This is a genomic window from Blastopirellula marina, from assembly GCF_002967715.1.
GTDB lineage: Bacteria > Planctomycetota > Planctomycetia > Pirellulales > Pirellulaceae > Bremerella > Bremerella marina_B.
Genome location: NZ_PUIA01000081.1, coordinates 1 through 18,706, shown reverse-complemented (window position 1 = coordinate 18,706; position 18,706 = coordinate 1). Strand labels below are relative to the sequence as shown.

Annotated in this window: 20 protein-coding genes; 7 read left to right on the top strand and 13 right to left on the bottom strand. The window is 56.7% G+C overall.

The genetic code is table 11. The annotated features are described in order from the left end of the window. The first annotated feature begins 84 nt into the window (after positions 1–84). The 4 genes from C5Y96_RS23850 to C5Y96_RS23835 are packed head-to-tail and all read left to right on the top strand — an operon-like array spanning position 85 to position 3,716. Positions 85–1,194 (top strand): SGNH/GDSL hydrolase family protein, encoded by a 1,110-nt coding sequence (locus C5Y96_RS23850; RefSeq protein WP_105358689.1) that lies wholly within the window; start codon positions 85–87, stop codon positions 1,192–1,194. Then, a complete protein-coding gene (locus C5Y96_RS23845) occupies positions 1,191–3,080 on the top strand; it encodes a carbamoyltransferase (protein ID WP_105358686.1) in 1,890 nt (629 codons plus the stop codon). Before C5Y96_RS23850 ends, C5Y96_RS23845 begins: the two co-directional genes overlap by 4 nt. After that, complete coding sequence (locus tag C5Y96_RS23840) at positions 3,080–3,490, top strand: hypothetical protein (protein ID WP_105358684.1); 411 nt, start codon at positions 3,080–3,082, stop codon at positions 3,488–3,490. Before C5Y96_RS23845 ends, C5Y96_RS23840 begins: the two co-directional genes overlap by 1 nt. Positions 3,491–3,497: 7 nt before the next feature. After that, positions 3,498–3,716: a DUF5989 family protein gene (locus C5Y96_RS23835; RefSeq protein WP_105358682.1), complete on the top strand. Its 219-nt coding sequence runs from the start codon at positions 3,498–3,500 to the stop codon at positions 3,714–3,716. A gap of 39 nt (positions 3,717–3,755) precedes the next feature. On the opposite strand, the gene C5Y96_RS23830 is transcribed toward C5Y96_RS23835, so the two are convergent. After that, the gene (locus tag C5Y96_RS23830; protein WP_105358680.1) at positions 3,756–4,124 is read right to left on the bottom strand and encodes a hypothetical protein; all 369 of its coding nucleotides are present in this window, start codon (positions 4,122–4,124) and stop codon (positions 3,756–3,758) included. A gap of 492 nt (positions 4,125–4,616) precedes the next feature. Here C5Y96_RS23830 and C5Y96_RS23825 point away from each other — a divergent pair, with 492 nt between their 5' ends. Further along, on the top strand, positions 4,617–7,064 hold the full coding sequence (locus tag C5Y96_RS23825; RefSeq protein WP_105358679.1) for a heavy metal translocating P-type ATPase: 2,448 nt from the start codon (positions 4,617–4,619) through the stop codon (positions 7,062–7,064). A gap of 63 nt (positions 7,065–7,127) precedes the next feature. Here C5Y96_RS23825 and C5Y96_RS23820 read toward each other — a convergent pair whose 3' ends face one another. From C5Y96_RS23820 to C5Y96_RS23810, 3 genes are all read right to left on the bottom strand, one after another. Further along, entirely contained in the window at positions 7,128–7,742 is a 615-nt protein-coding gene (locus C5Y96_RS23820) for an SAM-dependent methyltransferase (RefSeq protein ID WP_105358678.1), read from the bottom strand. A gap of 26 nt (positions 7,743–7,768) precedes the next feature. After that, complete coding sequence (locus C5Y96_RS23815; RefSeq protein WP_105358677.1) at positions 7,769–8,455, bottom strand: class I SAM-dependent methyltransferase; 687 nt, start codon at positions 8,453–8,455, stop codon at positions 7,769–7,771. A 148-nt stretch (positions 8,456–8,603) separates the two neighbouring features. Next, positions 8,604–9,491, bottom strand: coding sequence for a hypothetical protein (locus C5Y96_RS23810; protein ID WP_105358675.1), 888 nt, complete (start codon positions 9,489–9,491; stop codon positions 8,604–8,606). A gap of 201 nt (positions 9,492–9,692) precedes the next feature. Between C5Y96_RS23810 and C5Y96_RS23805 the strand changes: the two genes are divergently transcribed. Both C5Y96_RS23805 and C5Y96_RS23800 read left to right on the top strand, forming a co-directional pair. Beyond that, positions 9,693–10,325, top strand: a complete 633-nt coding sequence (locus C5Y96_RS23805) for a YdeI/OmpD-associated family protein (protein WP_105358673.1) — start codon at positions 9,693–9,695, stop codon at positions 10,323–10,325. Positions 10,326–10,363: 38 nt separating this feature from the next. Further along, positions 10,364–10,786, top strand: coding sequence for a hypothetical protein (locus C5Y96_RS23800; protein ID WP_105358670.1), 423 nt, complete (start codon positions 10,364–10,366; stop codon positions 10,784–10,786). A 120-nt stretch (positions 10,787–10,906) separates the two neighbouring features. On the opposite strand, the gene C5Y96_RS23795 is transcribed toward C5Y96_RS23800, so the two are convergent. The 9 genes from C5Y96_RS23795 to C5Y96_RS23750 form a co-directional block, all read right to left on the bottom strand. Continuing rightward, the gene (locus C5Y96_RS23795) at positions 10,907–11,365 is read right to left on the bottom strand and encodes an SRPBCC domain-containing protein (RefSeq protein WP_105358668.1); all 459 of its coding nucleotides are present in this window, start codon (positions 11,363–11,365) and stop codon (positions 10,907–10,909) included. A 51-nt stretch (positions 11,366–11,416) separates the two neighbouring features. Continuing rightward, positions 11,417–12,175, bottom strand: coding sequence for a hypothetical protein (locus C5Y96_RS23790; RefSeq protein ID WP_105358665.1), 759 nt, complete (start codon positions 12,173–12,175; stop codon positions 11,417–11,419). Between the two features lie 578 nt (positions 12,176–12,753). Further along, a complete protein-coding gene (locus C5Y96_RS23780) occupies positions 12,754–14,325 on the bottom strand; it encodes an arylsulfatase (RefSeq protein WP_199188786.1) in 1,572 nt (523 codons plus the stop codon). A gap of 165 nt (positions 14,326–14,490) precedes the next feature. Next, positions 14,491–14,817 (bottom strand): hypothetical protein, encoded by a 327-nt coding sequence (locus C5Y96_RS23775; protein WP_105358658.1) that lies wholly within the window; start codon positions 14,815–14,817, stop codon positions 14,491–14,493. A 1-nt stretch (position 14,818) separates the two neighbouring features. Further along, on the bottom strand, positions 14,819–15,244 hold the full coding sequence (locus tag C5Y96_RS23770; RefSeq protein ID WP_199188785.1) for an acyl carrier protein: 426 nt from the start codon (positions 15,242–15,244) through the stop codon (positions 14,819–14,821). Positions 15,245–15,255: 11 nt separating this feature from the next. Continuing rightward, positions 15,256–16,284 (bottom strand): hypothetical protein, encoded by a 1,029-nt coding sequence (locus C5Y96_RS23765; RefSeq protein ID WP_146115788.1) that lies wholly within the window; start codon positions 16,282–16,284, stop codon positions 15,256–15,258. A gap of 101 nt (positions 16,285–16,385) precedes the next feature. Beyond that, positions 16,386–16,874 carry a DUF6714 family protein gene (locus C5Y96_RS23760; RefSeq protein WP_105358654.1) on the bottom strand — a complete coding sequence of 163 codons (489 nt, stop codon included), beginning with the start codon at positions 16,872–16,874 and terminating at the stop codon, positions 16,386–16,388. A 33-nt stretch (positions 16,875–16,907) separates the two neighbouring features. Then, positions 16,908–17,822, bottom strand: coding sequence for a rhomboid family protein (locus tag C5Y96_RS23755; protein ID WP_158261394.1), 915 nt, complete (start codon positions 17,820–17,822; stop codon positions 16,908–16,910). Between the two features lie 31 nt (positions 17,823–17,853). Further along, complete coding sequence (locus tag C5Y96_RS23750) at positions 17,854–18,120, bottom strand: hypothetical protein (RefSeq protein WP_105358649.1); 267 nt, start codon at positions 18,118–18,120, stop codon at positions 17,854–17,856. Between the last annotated feature and the right edge of the window lie 586 nt (positions 18,121–18,706).

Below are 18,706 nucleotides of genomic sequence, written 5' to 3'. Positions count from 1 at the left end.
TGATTCGCATTTGCCCCATCAGCCGAACCTACTTGTAGTAAGCTCCGCAGGTTTCCGCTTCGCCTCTCTTCAGTAGCAGTTGAAATGACCGATCCCAGTAACAAGCGTAAACGCCGTCGAAGATGGTTCGGTCTGATCGCATGTCTATTGGGCACGCTACTGGGCGTCGTCGCTGGCGAAATCGCCTTGCGGGTATACGTTGGCATGCGTGGATGGACTGCCAACTGTTACGCCACCGGTGCCGTCTTCTTCGTCCCCGATCCCGTCACCGGCAAGACCCTACGACCTGGGTTGCGGCTGAAGTCCTCGACTTACGACATCGACGTCAACTCGCTCGGCTTTCGCGGCCCTGAGATTAAAGTCGCCAAGACCCCAGGCACCCAGCGGATTGTGGTGATGGGGGGATCGAGCGTGTTCGGCTACGTGGTCCCTGGCAAGGATAGCGCCAGCGGGCAGTTGGGAGCGATCCTCTCGCAGCAGCTTCAGCAAGCTGGCTGCGACCAGCCAGTCGAAGTCATCAACGCTGGCGTCCCCAGCTTTACACTGGCGCAGTGTCTCGGGCGTTTCAAAACACAAGTTGCGCCGCTGAAGCCAGACATCGTGGTGCTTTACCTGGGATGGAACGATATTCCTCTGTTGATCTCGGAAGAGCAGGACCAACCTCTTCCGCAAGCTCCCGGCTGGATGGAACGGACGCTCGCCCATAGCACGTTGTACGGAGTATTTCGTTACCGTTTGTTTCCGCCCCCTAATCCGCAGTTCGCTCCGCCTCCGTCCGTATCGACCCAGATCGTGCCGGAGTCAGCCGAGCGGTTCCGCGAAACGATGACCGCGATGATCGAGGCCATTCGCGAAAGCGGTGCCACGCCGGTGATTTCAACGCAGGTCATGGCCGCCGGCAGTGAGTGTGATTCGCTCGACAAGTACCTCGGCGAAACGCCAGAGCAGATTGCCCATAATGCGGAACTGGGTAAATGGCTAACCAGCGAAATTCGCCAACGGGCCCAGAAGCACGAGGTACGCTTGATCGACACGGCCGCCGCGGTACCGTGCAGTGAAGAGGTGCTGGGTGATGCGATTCACTTGACCGCCCATGGTCACCAGTTGGTGGCCGAAGCGTGGGCCGCAGGGCTCACGCCGCTCTTGTGTGACGCAAACGCAGCCAAGCAGCCAGAACAAGTTGAGGTGCCATGACCTGGATTCTCGGGATTTCGGCCTACTATCACGATTCGGCCGTTGCACTGATCAAAGATGGCGAGATCCGCGCGGCAGCCAGCGAGGAACGCTTCAGCCGTCGTAAGCACGATGCAGGTTTCCCGGAACTCGCCTTGCAGGCCTGTCTCGACCATGCCGGTATCCGCCTGAGCGATATCGACTATGTCGGCTACTACGAAAAGCCACTGCTCAAGTTCGAACGCCTGTTGGAAACCTACCTGACGTGCGCCCCGCGCGGGTATGCCAGCTTCGCCAGTGCCATGCCGGTATGGCTGCGCACCAAGCTTTACTTGCCACGCGAGATTCGTCGTCAGTTGGGAGGCGTGTATAAGAAACGCATCGTCTTCAGCGAACACCACGAGTCGCACGCGGCCAGCGCGTTCTTTCCCAGCCCGTTTGAAAGTGCCGCGATCCTTACAATCGACGGCGTTGGCGAGTGGACCACCACCAGTTGGGGCGTCGGACAGGGTAGCAAGATCGACCTTCGCGCCGAGCTTAAGTTCCCGCATTCGCTGGGGCTGCTCTATTCCGCATTCACTTACTTCTGCGGCTTCCGCGTCAACTCTGGCGAATACAAGCTGATGGGCTTGGCTCCGTACGGAACACCCAAGTACGCCGACACCATCCTCGAGCACCTCATCCAATTAAAGGAAGACGGCAGCTACCGCTTGAACATGAAGTACTTCGGCTTTCTCGATACCTTGCGAATGACCAACCGCCATTTTGCCAGGCTGTTTGGAGCCGAGCCGCGCGGGGCCGAGCAGCCGACTCGCCAGATCGACCTCGACCTGGCCGCCAGCGTTCAGCAGGTAACCGAAGAAGTCGTGCTGCGGATGGCCAGGCATGTGCATCAGCAGACCGGCGAAGAGAACTTATGCATGGCCGGAGGCGTAGCGCTTAACTGTGTCGCCAATGGTCGGCTGCTGCGGGAAGGGCCTTTTAAACGCATCTGGATTCAGCCCGCCGCAGGGGATGCCGGCGGTTCCTTGGGGGTGGCCTTGTTGATTTGGCACCAACTGCTCGGTGGCAAGCGGGAAGTGTCCCGCGAAGATGCGACCCAATACGTCGGCGATCAACAGCAAGGCTCGCTACTCGGCCCGGCCGTCGACCAGGACGCAGAGGTCGAGCGGCTGATCGCCGGTGGTGCCGTGGCGACCAAGATCGAAGACGATGACCAGTTGATGCAGAAAGTGGCCGAGCTGATCGACGGCGGCAACGTCATCGGCTGGGTACAGGGCCGCATGGAGTTCGGCCCGCGTGCGCTCGGTTCCCGGAGTATTTTGGGAGACCCTCGCAATCGCGAGATGCAAACGACGATGAACTTGAAGATCAAGTTCCGCGAGTCCTTTCGACCTTTCGCCCCCAGCGTGATGGAAGAACACGCGGCCGAGTGTTTCGTCTTTCCTGATCGCTTCACGACGCCAGCCGAACGGGCCAGTCCTTACATGCTGTTCACTTACGACGTGCAGCCCAGTCGCCGGACGAGCGCCAACGACGAAAACAAGAACGACCGTGCCGACACGCAACTGGTTGACCGTGTTCGCGAGATCCGTAGCGATCTGCCGGCCATCACGCATATCGACTATTCGGCCCGCGTGCAAACCGTTTCCCGGCAGCGGCATCCACGGTTCCATCAGTTGCTGACGGCGTTCTATCAGCTGACAGGCTGTCCGGCGCTGATCAATACCAGCTTCAACGTCCGTGGCGAACCGATCGTCGGTACGGCTGCCGATGCGTACCGCTGTTTTCTGGCTACCCACATGGACGTGCTGGTGGTGGGCAACTGGATCTTCTATCACAACCAGCAGCCTAATGCGGCCCGTGTCGACAGCAAGGCATACCTTACCAACCTGGAGCCGGACTAATGGTACTGGTCGATATCAAAGCGAAGCCCTCGGCCTCGATGCAGCGTTGGTTTGGCCTTTCGCTGACGGCGCTGCTGCTGATCGTCGCGGCTGCTTGCCGGGGTGTCAGTCCACTGTTGGCGATCGCCGTGGCCGTGCTGGCCGTTTTGGTGTGCGTGGCCTATTACCTGGTGCCGGCGACGCGGTTGCCGATCATTCGCACGTGGCAGGTCGTTACCTTTCCAATCGCATTCGTGGTGAGTCACGTGCTGCTGTTGGTCACCTATTTCGGCGTCTTTTTGCCGGTGGGAATCGTCATGCGTCTTCTGGGGCACGATCCGTTACAATTGAAAGAGGACGACCGCGACTCGTATTGGGTCCAGCGGCCGACCAAACCGACCAGCACCGATCGATACTTCAAGCAGTTCTAAAATTCCCATGAACCAAGATCCGAAAACCAACGAGCCTGACGACCACGATCAGTTCGCTTCGCAGGCCGAACAGGGCGATCCCGGTATCGTGCGCGAGTTTGTGCTTTATCTGCAAGAGAACAAGAAATGGTGGCTCATTCCGATGATCCTCACCCTACTGGCCATCGGCGTGGTGGGCCTGCTGGCTGGCAGTGGTTTGGCACCGTTTGTTTACACCTTGTTCTAAATCGGCAATGCGGCCCAGGCACTAGGAAAGGGGAAGCACTCAGGTTTGCCAGTTCGACTGAACCAGTGCTTCCGCGCTTACGATCTTGGGGCACTTCCAATTGTTCCGCTGCATCCAATCAAAGAACTGGGATTCAACGGCAATGTGATAGTGACGGATGTAATAGATGACATCCCCAGACCAACACCATTCGCCATCGCTGTAGACGTCTGGCGAACCGATCATGACACTATCTTCTTTCAACCGGTCGAACGCGTCGCTGTTTGCTTCAAACAGCAGGGTGCCTTCGCTAAGATATTGCACCACCAGGTCCTCTTCATCGAGAGGCCCCATCATTTGCAGTTCACGCAAGTCTTGTAGAGCTTCGCGTCGACTGCTCTCCTCGAAAAATCCGAATCGCTTCAACATGGGTCACGTTCCTCCACACCACCCATGGCAAGCCGAATCCGAGCTTCAGCCGGGTGACGATTAGATGAGAAAAGGAAGTCACCGCCGGACAGCCATCGTCTGAGACTGCCCAGCCTGTGGAATCACGAATCCCTCCAATGTTGTCCCGCAAAATAGCTGCCACTTCTTTCAAGGACACCATCCATGGGCCTCTGTTGGGAAGTTTAGCAAAGGAGGAATCGAAAAGGCAAAGAAAATTTTTGATGAAAATGAATTCTCGCTCGCGTGCATGGTAGCTTATGACGCCATCGGAACCATGACAAATCAAATGGAGGTTATGCATGCGATTCCTCCTGGGAAGAATTGCCAGCCGTACGAATCCTTAATCACTCTGCGGCATCGAAAGTAAGTGTTTATAGGAATACCATTTGCACTCTTTGCAGTAACGATATTCAATGCGCGTAATGGCAGACCTCCTTCGACAGGGGAGTGCTTAACGGCAAAGGCAAGAAAATGGCAATCGATCCCATTTGCGGAATGACAGTTCAAGAGTCGACACCCTGGAAAACGACTCGCGATGAGCAAACCTTCTACTTTTGCTGCGAGCATTGTCTGAAGAAGTTTGAGGCCGGCGGTTCATCTGAAGCGGCACCGATGCAGTTGGTTACCCTCGGCGAGCCGCCAGCCAGGCATGACTGCTGCCACGGTCACGAAGGTCATTCGGCTACCAAGAAGCCGCGCGCGAAGTCGTCGGCGAAGTATATCTGTCCGATGTGCGATGGCGTCGAAAGCGATGTCCCCGCCGATTGCCCCAAATGTGGCATGGCGCTCGAACGCAACCAGCCGACCGGGCCGCAGACAAAGACCATTTATACTTGCCCGATGCATCCCGAGGTGCGGCAAGATCACCCTGGCAGTTGTCCCAAGTGCGGCATGGACCTCGAGCCTGAGACCATCACGACCGACGCAGAAGAAGACGATCCCGAACTGACCTGGATGACGATTCGCTTCTGGGTAGGGGCCGCGCTTACCGTGCCCATCTTTGCGATGGCCATGCTGCCGATGCTGGGAATCGAACTGGGCATCCCGGCTGACGTTTCGCGGTGGATTCAGTTGGTGCTGGCAACCCCGGTCGTCTTGTGGTGCGGGTGGCCATTCTTCGTACGCGGTGCGAAGTCGCTGATGACGATGAACCTGAACATGTTTACGTTGATCTCGCTGGGTGTCTCGGCGGCGTACCTGTATAGCCTCGTCGCGACGCTATTCCCTGGCTTCATACCCGATGCCTTCCAGCATGGGGGTGAAGTCCCTGTTTACTTCGAGGCCGCGGCGATGATCGTTACGCTGGTCCTGCTGGGGCAGGTCATTGAACTGCGGGCTCGCAAGAAGACGGGCAGTGCGATTCGCGAACTGATCAACCTGGCCCCCCCCACGGCTCGTATCATCGAAGATGGTCAGGAACGCGAAGTCCCCTTGAGCGAAGTGCAGCAGGGACAAGAACTGAAAGTGGTGCCGGGCGATAAGATACCTGTCGATGGCGAGGTGATCTCCGGTAGTTCGACCGTCGACGAGTCAATGCTCACCGGTGAAGCAAACCCGGTCAAAAAGGCCCAAGGGGACAGCGTCATCGGCGGCACCGTCAACCAAAGTGGTACCCTCCGCATCAAGGCCACCCATGTCGGCGAAGACTCGGTTCTCTCGCAGATCGTGCAGATGGTGGGTCAGGCCCAGCGCAGCCGAGCCCCCATTCAGCGTCTGGCCGATACGGTCTCTGGTTATTTCGTGCCTGCGATAGTTGCGATCTCGATTGTCACGTTCGTGGTGTGGGCTTTCTGGTCGCCGGAAGAACCGAAGCTGGCGTACGCCCTGTTGAATGCGGTGGCCGTACTGATTGTCGCGTGCCCCTGTGCGCTCGGGCTGGCCACACCGATGTCGATCATGGTCGGCGTCGGACGAGGTGCCAAGGCCGGTGTCCTGGTGAAAGAAGCCGCCGGGCTCGAAACATTACAGCAGGTCGATACCATCGTGGTCGACAAGACCGGCACGCTTACCGAAGGAAAGCCGAAGCTCACCTCCCTGGAACCTGCGGAAGGTTTCAGCGAAGAAGAATTGTTGAAGTATGCCGCCGCCGTCGAACAGAACAGTGAGCACCCCATTGCCCGCTCGATTGTCAACGCGGCCAAAGATCGCGATATGAAGCTGGCCGATACGTCCACTTTCGATTCCACCACCGGACAGGGCGTCCAGGCCGTGGTCGATGGCAAGAAGATCGTCTGCGGCAAGCCCTCGCTGCTGAAAGATCACGGCATCGAGTTTAAAGCGACTGGCTCCACCGAAGGAACGAAGGTCTACCTGGGTGTCGATGGCAAGTATGCTGGGGCGCTGATCGTCAGCGATCCCCTGAAAGCGACCACCGCCGGGGCGATCCAGTCGCTGCACGACATGGGCATTCGCGTGATCATGATGACCGGCGACAACCCCCAGGTAGCCGAGGCGATCGCCAAGAAGCTAAACATCGACGACTACCAGGCCGATCTCTCGCCGCAAGACAAGCACGACCGCATCCAGAAGCTGCGTGACGAAGGGGCCAGAGTCGCGATGGCCGGCGACGGCATCAACGACGCCCCGGCTCTGGCCGCCGCGGATGTCGGCATTGCCATGGGAACCGGTACCGATGTCGCCATCGAAAGCGCGTCGATCACCTTGATGGGAGGCGATCTGGAAGGGGTCGTAAAAGCATTCCGCCTAAGCCGCCGCGTCATGCGAAACATCAAGCAGAACCTGTTCTTCGCACTGGCCTACAACAGCCTGGGCGTGCCGATCGCGGCCGGCATCCTGGTCCCCATCTTCGGCATGCACGCCCTACTGAACCCCATGTTCGCCGCCGCCGCGATGAGTTTCAGCTCTGTCAGCGTCATCAGTAACGCACTGCGACTACGAGCGACAAACCTCACCGAGTAAGCCAACCACAAACAGGGTGCCACTCCCAAGTCTTCTTGGGCGTGCAAACGATACCAGGTTACCTTATTCCCCCTTTCGCACAATCAACTGCGTCACAAACGCACTGCCAGTATGAAAGGTCCCCTCGGTAACATCCCGTTCCAGTTCTGCTTCGTGCAACACCTGCAGGCTGCCAAGCTGCGCACGCAGATTTTCTAGCGTGACCAGCATATCGACATCCTTCGGCCCACCGGTTCCATATTCCAGCTGCCGCGGATGGTACGACTCGAGCAGGAAGATGCCACCCTCTTTCAGCGAGGCGATCGCTTTCGGATAGATATTCGCCCGTGAGGCAGAATCGATGTGGGCGAAGATCGAAACGATCGCATCCCAGCGGTTCTCGCCGTAGTCGTAATCGTTCAGGTCGCTAATTTCGTACGTCAGCGAAACTTGGTGCTGCGCCGCCAGTCGCTCGGCTTTCGCTTTCCCTTCGGTAGAAAGATCGACCGCGTGCACTTGGTACCCTTGCTGGCAGAGCAGCAGCGCGTTGCGTCCTTCTCCTTCGGCCAGGCACAGTACTTTCGTCTGCGGTGGGAAGTGATGGATCGACGACGCTAAGAACGTGTTCGGCGTCGTTCCGTAGATATACTCTTCGCGTCCAAAACGCGAGTTCCAAAACTCTTGAACGTCTTCGCTCATTGTGGATGATTCCTTTGTGGTGCTCGTTACGCCGCGACCTCAGAGACCCACGTGCGGATCAGCAGCGTCTGAAAGTACAGGGTAGGGCGGGTCAGTCCGCTATCGATCAGTAGCTGTTGCATCTCTTTATTCGAAAGCAGCGCGACCTCGCGGCCCAGGTGATCGGTCTTCGTTTCGAGGCCCACCAGGCTATGCAGCGAAACCCAGTGCTGTACGAGTCGCTCGTACTCGGGGCTCTGCATGTTGGCGGCCAGGTCGGCGTTGACCAGCAGCCCGCCGGGACGAAGCCGCTGGGCGATTTCTGCGAAGTAGCGCTTTCGCTTTTCGCGATCGACCAGGAAGTGCGAAACGAGAATGCTGGTCGCGGCGTCGAACGGCTGGCTTGGCTGAAGGCTATCGAGATATCCTTCATGGAACGTGCAGCGCGACGTGATGCCGGCGGCTTCGGCCCGCTGACGGCACACGGCCATCATGCCTGGTGCTGGTTCGACCACCGTAAACGTCCACTCGGGGAACGCGGCCGCTAGTGCTAACAGTTCCGCTCCGGTGCCAGCGCCCACGCATAACACGCGCGCGATTGGCCCCAGTGGCGAAAGAACGGCCTTCAATAGCAGGTGCTGCGCATCGTTGATCGGTGCCATGCCGGCCCACCGCTGGTCGTACCCGGCCGCTTTTTCCTGATCGAAGAACTTCGAGGGGTCTTGCTGATTCATGCATCTTTCTGGGGGCTAACATCACGTGAGTCCCCAGTCAGATGCCGAAACGTGCGATTGGTTACAACAAAAATCCCCCCCAGGTGCCACGCCCAAGTCTGCTTGGGCGTGCAGAGTTTAACAGACATCGCCAATTGAACAGCGATCGCTAGCGAATCCCGTTATGGCCAGGTCGGTCAAGCGTAGCCACCCCCTTACCAGCCTTCGACTTCTTGTAAACTTTCATCAAATTATCGGTCAATGCCACGGGCACATTCCCCGGACCACGAACCGCATTGGCTACGTCCCAGGCAGCTATCCAGGTGTCTTTCGCATCGTAGTTGCCATTCAAGGCTACCGGCCAACTCGTGCCGTAAAACTTCTGGAGGTAGAGCATCTGCACGACGTAAGCGAAGCATTCTTCGTCCAGTTGATAGGTGCGAACGCCTTGGCTGTATCGGTAGTCGAAGCTGGCATGCACCGCTTCGTGAACGATAAAACTCCGGTCGAGTTGATCGCTCGGCAGGGATTTGAGAATAATCTCATCGTCTTCGGGAACATACTCGGCCGCGTGCGGGTGTGTCGGATCGAGGCGTGCCGTGATTCGTTTCGTATTAAGCAGGTAACCGATCTTGCTGAAATCGGGGCCACTGATCGAAAGCCGATAGGCGAACAGCGACAGGTTCAGGCTCTTTACCGACGAGGAATTGATCGTCGCCCGGCAGCGTTCCCAGGCATCTTCATCGGCGGTCGTGGGTGGTGTCCAGCCGGCCGGTGGAATGTAAATGTACTGGGTGCCCGTGCAAGGCTTGCCGAAGTCGTAATTCTTGCCATCCTTCGACTTCTTACGACAACCCAGTACGTGATACAGGCACCAGTTCACCTCGTCCGGATTGCGTGTCCCAAAGTTGAAGACGATGATGTCCCACGGATCGCTAAACCCGTGCATCGCGGCCAGTATCCACCAGTCGTCCGACTCGGTGACCATCACCTTCTTTGCGTATCCCTTCGGAGGCCACACCGGTTGGATGAGTGGCTCCTTCAACTTGACTGACATATGCCTCGATCCTTTGCATGATGGATGTTTCTCTGCCCACTCACGTTATCGAGGTAAAAAGGAGTTCGTTGTCTGGTTTTTCCCCAGATTTGCCAAACTGGCGGCATGGCCTGTCTCTGGCGTGGTAACTACCACCGTGATAGCGTAGGTTCCCAGTAGGTGGCATTCTTAGCGATAAGAATTGATTTCCAAGGTAAACATATGAACCCCAACGTCGACGACTACATTCAGCAACATTCCCCGTGGCAAGATGTCCTGTCGCAATTGCGTAAGCTCGTCCTCTCGACGAAGCTAAGTGAACAGTGGAAGTGGCGGGCTCCCTGCTACACGCTCGACGGCAAGAACGTCGTGATGATCGCGGCGTTCAAAAAGGACTGCGTACTGAGCTTCTTTAAAGGCCCCTTACTGAAAGACCCAGAGAACCTGCTGACCGCCCCCGGCGAGAACAGCCGAACCTTCCGTGTCGTCCGCTTTACCGACGCCAAACAAGTCACAGGGCTAAAGTCTCAACTGAAATTCCTTATCGAGCAGGCCATCGAGGTCGAACGCTCCGGCCAGCAAATCGAAGCGAAGAAAGGCCCCGACGAATTCCCAGCGGAGCTAACCGCCAAGCTCAAGGAAGACCCGAAACTTAAACGAGCATTTGAATCCCTCACGCCAGGACGCCAACGTGCTTACGTGATGCACTTCGCCGAAGCGAAACAAGCGAAGACCCGCACGGCCCGCATCGAAAAGTTCGCCCCCCGAATCTTAGACGGCAAAGGGATGAACGACTGCGTCTGCGGATTGACCAACAAGCCGCCAGGGTGCGATGGCTCGCATAACAAGCGGTAGGTATGAGCAGGTGGAACGAATTTCCTTAGGTGGTACCGATGAATAATTTCCAGCTATCCATCAGGGAATTGTGCGTGTATATCGCCTGCATTGCGATAACGTTGGCATGCGTCGTGAGTGATTCCGAAGCCGGATTTGTCGTAATGTGTGCGGCTTGTGGCATTGCCTTAATTCTGATTCTTGCCGTGTCGCCACGGTCGTTCATGATTTCCTATGGCATAGCCTTTATGGTGGTAGCAGCGGCGATTATTTTACTTGATCAACTGGCGACCCCCGCCGTTAGTAATTTGCTGCATTATCGTATGCTTCCGCCCATGTCATTCAATTCCAGTGGTAATGACGTTGGCACCGTTGCAGACGAGAACCGAAAGGTGACCCTGATTATCGGTCTTGTCATCTGGATCCCATTTGTGGTGGCGCGAGTTCGCTGGGGAATAAAAGGGAACGAAGACTCAATTTGATTTCTTCGTCGGCAAGCAATTAGAAACGAGAATCCTGAAAAGGGGGCATCCTCTTTTCACGCAGTACCCATGTTGTCCTATTGGGACGAAGAAAGTCGCACACTTGTGATGCGCAGCGTTTTAGCGATTAGCTTCGCTCGCTTCCAGATAACATCGCAAACCACCATCGAAGACAATCCGCCACCCTTCCACCGGCGAGTCTCCTTCCAGCACCCCAAACCGGTCATCGCGTATCTTCACCAGTGTCCCTTGCTGGTGTGCTGAAAGCGTGATTCGCAGGGCCGTTGTCGCTGGTCCACCGAAGGGCGGCAGCAAATGACCGGCCAGGATCAACTCGCGGCCGGCTTCCACGCCGATGACCGTGTACCACACCAGGCCATCGCCCCCGCCGAAATCTTCGAAGACGCGACCTCCCAGCGTGGGCTCGATCACAAATCGCTGCGTCCGCTCGGAGGTGACGAAATCGATCGGCCACCAGGCAGAAGACTCGGCGGCGATCGCCTGCCAAACTCGCTGTGGTGGCGCGGCGATCATCACTTCCAACTGGTAACAGCCACTTGTCACTTGCGGATCGGACATTGTGTGTGCCTCCTTGGCCGAGCGATTTAGGTTGCTCGATGCGCTCCATGATTACATCACTTCGTGAACAGGCAAGCATTCAAGCGAAGTCTGCAGGACATCAAATACAAGCCACTTCTCGAATCGGTCTGGCGCGTCACGCGTATGGCACCCTTCATCGTACGCATAGCTGACCGAGAGCAGGCATGCCGATGCGTCGGCCGAATCGGCCGATTGTAAATAGCGGGCAGCACTGGCAACGGCGTCGGCGATCGGTTCCAGCCGGCACGCGTCACAGTCGCCGACCCGCACGCCATCTCGTAGCGCAACGGCCGGGGACGTCGCGGTTTGCCAATCGACCTCATGCCGCGGGGCTTGCAGCCACTTGCGAAGGGCATGGAAAGTCTCTTCCGCCACATTGCTGTCACACATGTGTTGCCACGCAGGGACGATCATCGAAAGGGCGTTGACGCAGAGCCAGGATAGCTGCCGATGCACGGCGGACGAGGCGACCGACGGGCCAAAGGAGGCCACGAAATCAGCGGTTACTGATTCATCATCATTCGAGTTAACGTACTGATGCGCGGCAATACGAATCGCAGGCGGAATGTCGGGCGGTATCGATTCCAGCGGCATGTAGTGCTTCGCCACCAAATCGCGAAGCATACTCAGAGCGACCTCCTCGGCATCGGAGGCACGCTGCGGTGTGCTGGCCGCATGGCCGTTGTAGTTCACCACCATGTCGTGAAGGATGATGTACCAGGAACCGTCGAAACGCCGGCCAGCAACGTCAATGCTTATCTCATGAATGTCTGGCAGCTTGAATCCCATGACACCTTTCGATTCATCACGTAAGGAATTCGTTCAGCGACAACCGCTTGGGATAGGACATCCTAGGGAAAGATCCTTCTGCCTGCCTTGTCGGTTTGGTGCACTCCCATGATACCATCATGACATAGCGTGCAGACAAATCCCGCCTCTTTCCCATCGTGCGTGCCCAAGTGTGCGTGCTCCTCAACGCATGGGGACAAGGCAAACTCAGCACGAATCGCGGTGGGATCGAGCCAGCAATCGAAGTAGACCCACTCGCGGCAGTTCTGCGACCACGCTTGCCCACGATACGTAATGGGTACCTCCGCGGCGAGAAGGGCTCGTTCAAGTTCTACCAAGTGTTCACAAACCATCGCTGCCACGCAATAACCAAGGGAATGATAGGGGCGAGGAGGGAACTCTGACGTCAGGATCAATCGCGCCGAGCCCTCGATGCATACCCATTGTTAACAACCCTTCTGGGAAGTTCCAAGGGTTACTTGGTCTGCAGATCTGCCAGCACAAAAAAAGATCGTGCCCAGGTACCAGGCACGATCTTCGTTGTTCATCAGCTTCCAAGGCAAAAGCTTGCAGGCTTCTTATCTGGTCCGCATGCTTTCCAGATTCTTCAGCCGCTGCAACGCGTCTTGCTGCTGAAGCAAGCCATAGTTGATATTGCCGGCGTTCAAAGAAGAGCCTGTCTGGTAAGGGTAGTCGTTGAAGTCTGAGAAGAAATTCTTGATCTGCTGCTGGATAGGAACCAGGATCCACATCTGCTGGGCATACCAGGTCAAATAGGCACCACCATCATGCGCGGCGCGCTCGTAAGGATCCATTCGCAGGTTGGTAATGCCAGCCCAAGCAGGCGTTTCGCGAGTTGCCGTGGCGATGTTCCCTTCGGAACTCACGGCAAAGCTGACCTTCCAGTCTTGCCAGCGGATCGCGTTCAGGTTCCCCCCTTGGTCGAAGTAGAACAACTGTTCGCGCGGTCCTTTCTCCGCTTCACCGGTCAGGTTCGGCAGGAAGTTGTACCCGTCGAGATGGACCTTGAACTCTTTGTCGTTCAGCGTGGTCCCTTTGGCCAGCTTTTCTTTAATGTCGGTCACGCCGGCGGCGGCACACAAGGTTGGGAACCAGTCGATATTCGAGATGATCTCGTTGTTAATCGTACCGGCCTTAATTTTGCCCGGCCAACGGATCATCATTGGCACGCGGAAGCCACCTTCCCAGGTTGTTCCCTTTTCGCCATGAAACGGCGTCATCGCGCCATCAGGCCACAAGGCCAGTTCGGCCCCGTTATCGGTGCTGTAGACGACGATCGTGTTGTCGGCAATCTTCAGTTCGTCCAGCAGATCGAGCAGTTGACCCACGTGGCCGTCATGTTCGACCATGCCGTCGGCGTGAATCCCTTTGCCTGTCTTGCCGTACGATTCCTTCTTCAAGTGGGTGAAGACGTGCATACGCGTCGAGTTGAACCACATGAAGAACGGCTTGTCGGCTTTCACCTGCCGCTGGATGAAGTCTTTGCCGGCTGCCAGGAATTCTTCGTCGACCGTTTCCATACGCTTGGAGGTCAGCGGACCGGTGTCTTCGATCTTGCCGTCGGCGCTCGATTTGATCACACCGCGCGGACCGTACTTCTTCTTGAACTCTGGGTCTTTGGGATAGAAATAACCTTCCGGTTCTTCTTCCGCATTCAAGTGGTACAGGTTGCCGAAGAACTCGTCGAAACCATGGTTGGTGGGCAGGTGCTCGTCGCGATCACCCAGGTGATTCTTGCCGAACTGACCGGTGGCGTACCCTTGTGTCTTGAGGGCATCGGCCAGAGTCGGCATCCACTCGGTGATCCCGTGCGGGTCTCCTGGCATACCGATCGTCAGCAGGCCGGTGCGGAAGGGCTCTTGCCCGAGGATGAAACTGGCGCGACCGGCGGTGCAGCTTTGTTGGCCGTACGCATCGGTGAAGTAGCACCCCTCCTTGGCGATGCGGTCGATGTTGGGCGTCTGATAGCCCATCATCCCGTGCGAATACAAACTGATTTGCGGGATACCAATGTCATCTCCCCAAATCACCAGGATGTTCGGTTTGTCAGCTGCCTGAAGCGAGGCAACGCCGCCTGCCAGGGCGATCAACGCGATCGCAATGCTTCGTACGAAACGAGAAAACTTCATAGGTGCTCCTCTGTTGATTACAAAATGGGGTCTGTCCAATTCCACAACTGCCGGCCAATACCCCTGAAGCATATCTTTCCCAGAACGCAAAGTCATCCATTTCGAAGAAAATTGATAGCTCTTAAGTGCAACGTTAACCCCAGTTTCCGATAGACTGCCGATCCATCATTCCGCGGCGGCGTTACCAATGGGACGCAGGTCCTCAAATAGAAAGGTCCAATGCGACTTCGCAACGCAGTACATACGCAGCGCGTCCTTCATCGCCTCGGCGACCGAGTCGTGAAACAAGTCGTTTTCCGTTTCCCACTGGGCATCGCAGAAAAACAGATAGAAGGAATCTAAGTCATAGGTTGCAATAGCCAAGCCATGAAAGTACGTCTGCCGCACGCCATCGGCGAACATTCGACATGCTCCCGTGTCGTGGTGAATCGTGGGATCAAGCTTCACAAACGCAACAACATCTGCGTCATCGATCTGCGCCGGGACTTGCATGTTACTTTTTCGATGGTTCGGCATTGGCGTTTTCGCCAGACTGTGCCTGCTGCTGCTCGATGGCACTGGCCAGCTTGGCCATGGTAAGGTTCTTCATACCCTGCTGCCAGTCGGACGTGCCGGTCACGTCCTCGATGACTTCGTCGTCGATCATGACATTGAACTTCTCCTCCAGTGTCATCACCAGTTCGACGTAATCGAGTTGGTCCGCCTCGAGGTCAGCCAGAGACGTCTCTGGCTTCACCTGGCCAGGTTTCACGTCGAACATAACGGCCGTGGTCGCACAAACCTGGGCAACCGTCGCGTCACTGGCAGGGCTTGTAGCAGCCGGCGGGGGCGAGGCAGGCTTCACGCCGCAGCCCATCAGCAGTACGGCCAGCCCAAAGAGCAGCAGGTTCAACGGGCGATTGGGCAAGTTGCGGTTCATTGTTGGTTCGCCTAGGGGCTGGTATCCGCGGCTTCGCTTTCAGTCTCGGATTGTTTCGCGTTAAGACGCAAGGTCGTCCACTCGCTTGCATCCTCGGCCAATCGTACGCCAATTGCGTTCTTGAGTCGAGCAAACGACACGAAATACTGCGATCGGAACGGTGTAACCTCTAGGATCAGGTTGTGGTCGTCGTCAACATCTTCGAAGACCGTTTCTTGTTTCGTTCCGCCCTGCATCAGGTGAATGCCACTGCCCGTGGCGACCAGCCATTTCTCGTGGGAGTCGAACGTTTCGAGGTCGCGGCAAAACTCCCCGCTCAAACCTTCGTGCCGGATTTCGTCGTTCAAAAGTTGCCACGGTTGCAACAGTCCATCGGCAACGTAGACTCCATCGCTGCGACTCGCCAGGAAGCGTGTGCCATGCATTTTCACTTTCGCCGGGCCATACATGCCATCATCACGTAACTTCAAGAATCCCTCGTTCCAGCCGATGAACTCTTTCGTGTTGGTATCTAAAACGGCGACTTGGAAAGGATTGCAGGAAACAACAAGGTGATGATCGTCCGCAAAGAACGAGCGGACACACATCGCGCCGTTGGGCGAAGCGTGCTTGCGGCTCGTGGATCCATCACGCGAAACCTCGACAATTCCGTCAGGTGTGGCCAGGTAGATGTCGCCACTCAGAGCACAACTGAGGTCGTACGTATGGCGCAGACTCGGATCGGACCAAAGCCGTGTCCAACTCGTTCCATTGGCATCGCGCGTGAACAACTCGGCCTTCGACGTCAACGCAACCAGCTGACTATCACGCCCGGCTAGCGATATGGTCCTATGGGGAGCGTCCATCTCGGTCCAGGTGTCCCCCTTGTCGGCGGTGGTTAGCACGCCTGATTCCGTCCCATACGATCCACCATGACGCACCGCGTAAAGTTCGTCGTTGGCAACCACAAATCGATAGCTGTTCGGTGCCGACTTGCCGAGGAAAGGTTGCCCGTTGCATCCGGCAATCGCCAACAGAATTACGCAACCGATCCAACGCATGTCGATAGCCTTCAGTGTGCCCCTCGCGACCTGTTCACTCATTTGTCATTTCACTTTCAGGGTGCCAGGCTCAAGCAGACTCGGCGTGGCACCCGGCATGATCATCCCTTACCGGTCCGGGTCTGAATCTCGTGAAGTCGCTGTTCCGCGGCCTCTTTCCCCAGCGACGGATCATTATGGACGACGTGCTTCAAGTATCGAATGATAGCCGCTCGCTGAGCCGAATTAAACAGTTCGTCGAATGGGACCTCTTTCATCTCGCCTGTCGGCGATACCGCGAGTCCAGAGAGAAACCAAGCCGACAAGTTGTAGGTTTCGTCTCCCTGAATCAATAATTCGGTCATGATGGCCGGGGCATAGAAACGAAACCCTTGGGCGTCCAGAAACGTGATCCCCCAGAATCGCGGCTGAAGTGTCGCCATCTTCACGCGTCGCCAATCGATGCGTTCGGCCGTCTTGGAAAGCTGGTCTTCTTCCGGATTGCCGTAGTCGTCCATCGACTGGGCAGCATGAATATCGATGCCCCCATCTAAGCTCACACCGGCAAACGCCTTCGCGATGTAGTCAACCAGCCACTGGGTTTGTGTCATGGGTACCGTGAGATCACTTGTGATTCGACCGAGTTACTCCGCCTTTTCGATCGACGGATCGATTTCGCGTGCCCGTTCTAAATCGGCTTGCGCTTCGTCCAATTTGCCTAGCGCCTCGTAAACGTAACTACGGTTGAGGTGCGCCCAGGCATTTTCAGGATCGAGGCGAATAATTTGATTGTACCGCTCTAGTGCCGCATCGTATTGTTCGGCCGCATGGGCGCTGTAGGCCTGGTGGCTCAGCCACGTGACGTTCCACGGGCACCAAAACAGAGGAACGATCGAGAGGCCGACCAGCGTCACCAGGCCAGCCAGCATGAGACGTGGCTTGTAGGGCAGCACGAAAGCGCCTGCGACCGCCCCACCAAACAGCAGTCCGGAAATATGGGCCGCATTGCCAACATTCCAAATCTTGAGATGCGTCGCCACAACGCAGAAGCCCAACCAGACGACAAATATTTGAATGGTGCGTTCATCCAAAACTTCGTTGAATCGCGGGTATCGATAACGCGTCGGCCACATGAACCCGAAGATCGCGTAGACAACGCCAGACGCCCCGATGCCGGTGTCACCCGAAAAGGCCAGCTGAACCGAGGAACTGACCATCGCGGCAACGACAAAGAACGCGAGAAACTTGAGCGAACCAATCTTCTCTTCCAGGCGGCTGCCAAGTACCCTGAGCCAATAGACGTTGAACGCGACGTGCCACAGCGCAAGATGCACAAAGGCCGACGTCACCAACGCCCAGTAGCCACCATCCCATATCGAATCGGCCGGCAAGTAACCGAACTTGGCGAGCGACTCCCACGATTCAAAATCGTTCTGGGCGGTAATCCCCAGGAAAATGCCAATGCACGCGACAACTGCCAGCCGAGTAACCCAAGGCTGCGCCGTCGGCTTGGGTGTCGCGTCAGTAGGCTCAGCAGTGGAGGCAGTTCCGTCGCTCATCGATGCATCATGGGTGAGAGGTGTTTCGTCACTAATCATCATAATGAGCGTCAAACGAATCGCGGTCCGCGGGGGCGGCCTGCTGGATGGGATGGGGCTCGGTGCTGATGGTCTCTACCTGCCACTCCACACGGCTGTCTTCTCCAATGCGCAGTGCTTCGGCCATGAGTGCTTCCGAGTCAATCCCCATGCTGCCGTCGGGATTCGGCCGGAGGATTGCTTCTGTCACCGGCACGGCAATGTAGGCATCCTCGCAAGTAACGCGGCGCAGTCTCAACGCAATCGAATAAGTGCTCATCGGTCCGTTAGTCCAGTTGCGGATGTTCTTATCATTTCAGCTTGTCAACAGTACCAACTTTGCTGACTAAGTTGGCATCCGTTCGCTACGGTTTTCACACGACATCCCAATCGCCGTGTGCCTCTGGCCAGTGCGATGCGGCTTCCATCTTCAGACGATACACCTCGGAACTTCTGTTCGATGAGTCCCTGCAAGATGAAATCGTCTCCCTGAGTCACTCAGTACAATACCTCACCTCGTCGGCCGGCGAGTACCTGATTCGCACTGGCCAGAGGCCAATGATACACGCACGCGTTCACTTTCACCCAGGGAATGTTGACATTTCGTGCCGACGATTCCCCAGCGAAACTTTTTCCCAGAAAATTACCCAGGCGTACTTTTAAACGGAAGCGCCTACCAAATAAATTACACGCATCAGCCCGCCAGTCGCTCTTGATTCGGGCGTGCCGGGGTGCCACCCAACGCTGGTAACGATTCTACAAGAACTCTCTAGCTCGGGCGATTTGCTTTGCAGTGGCAGTCTTCACGTTGGGTGGGCCGCAGCTAGGGGGTTGTTTCTTTCTTGGATAGTTTCGGCTTTGTTTAC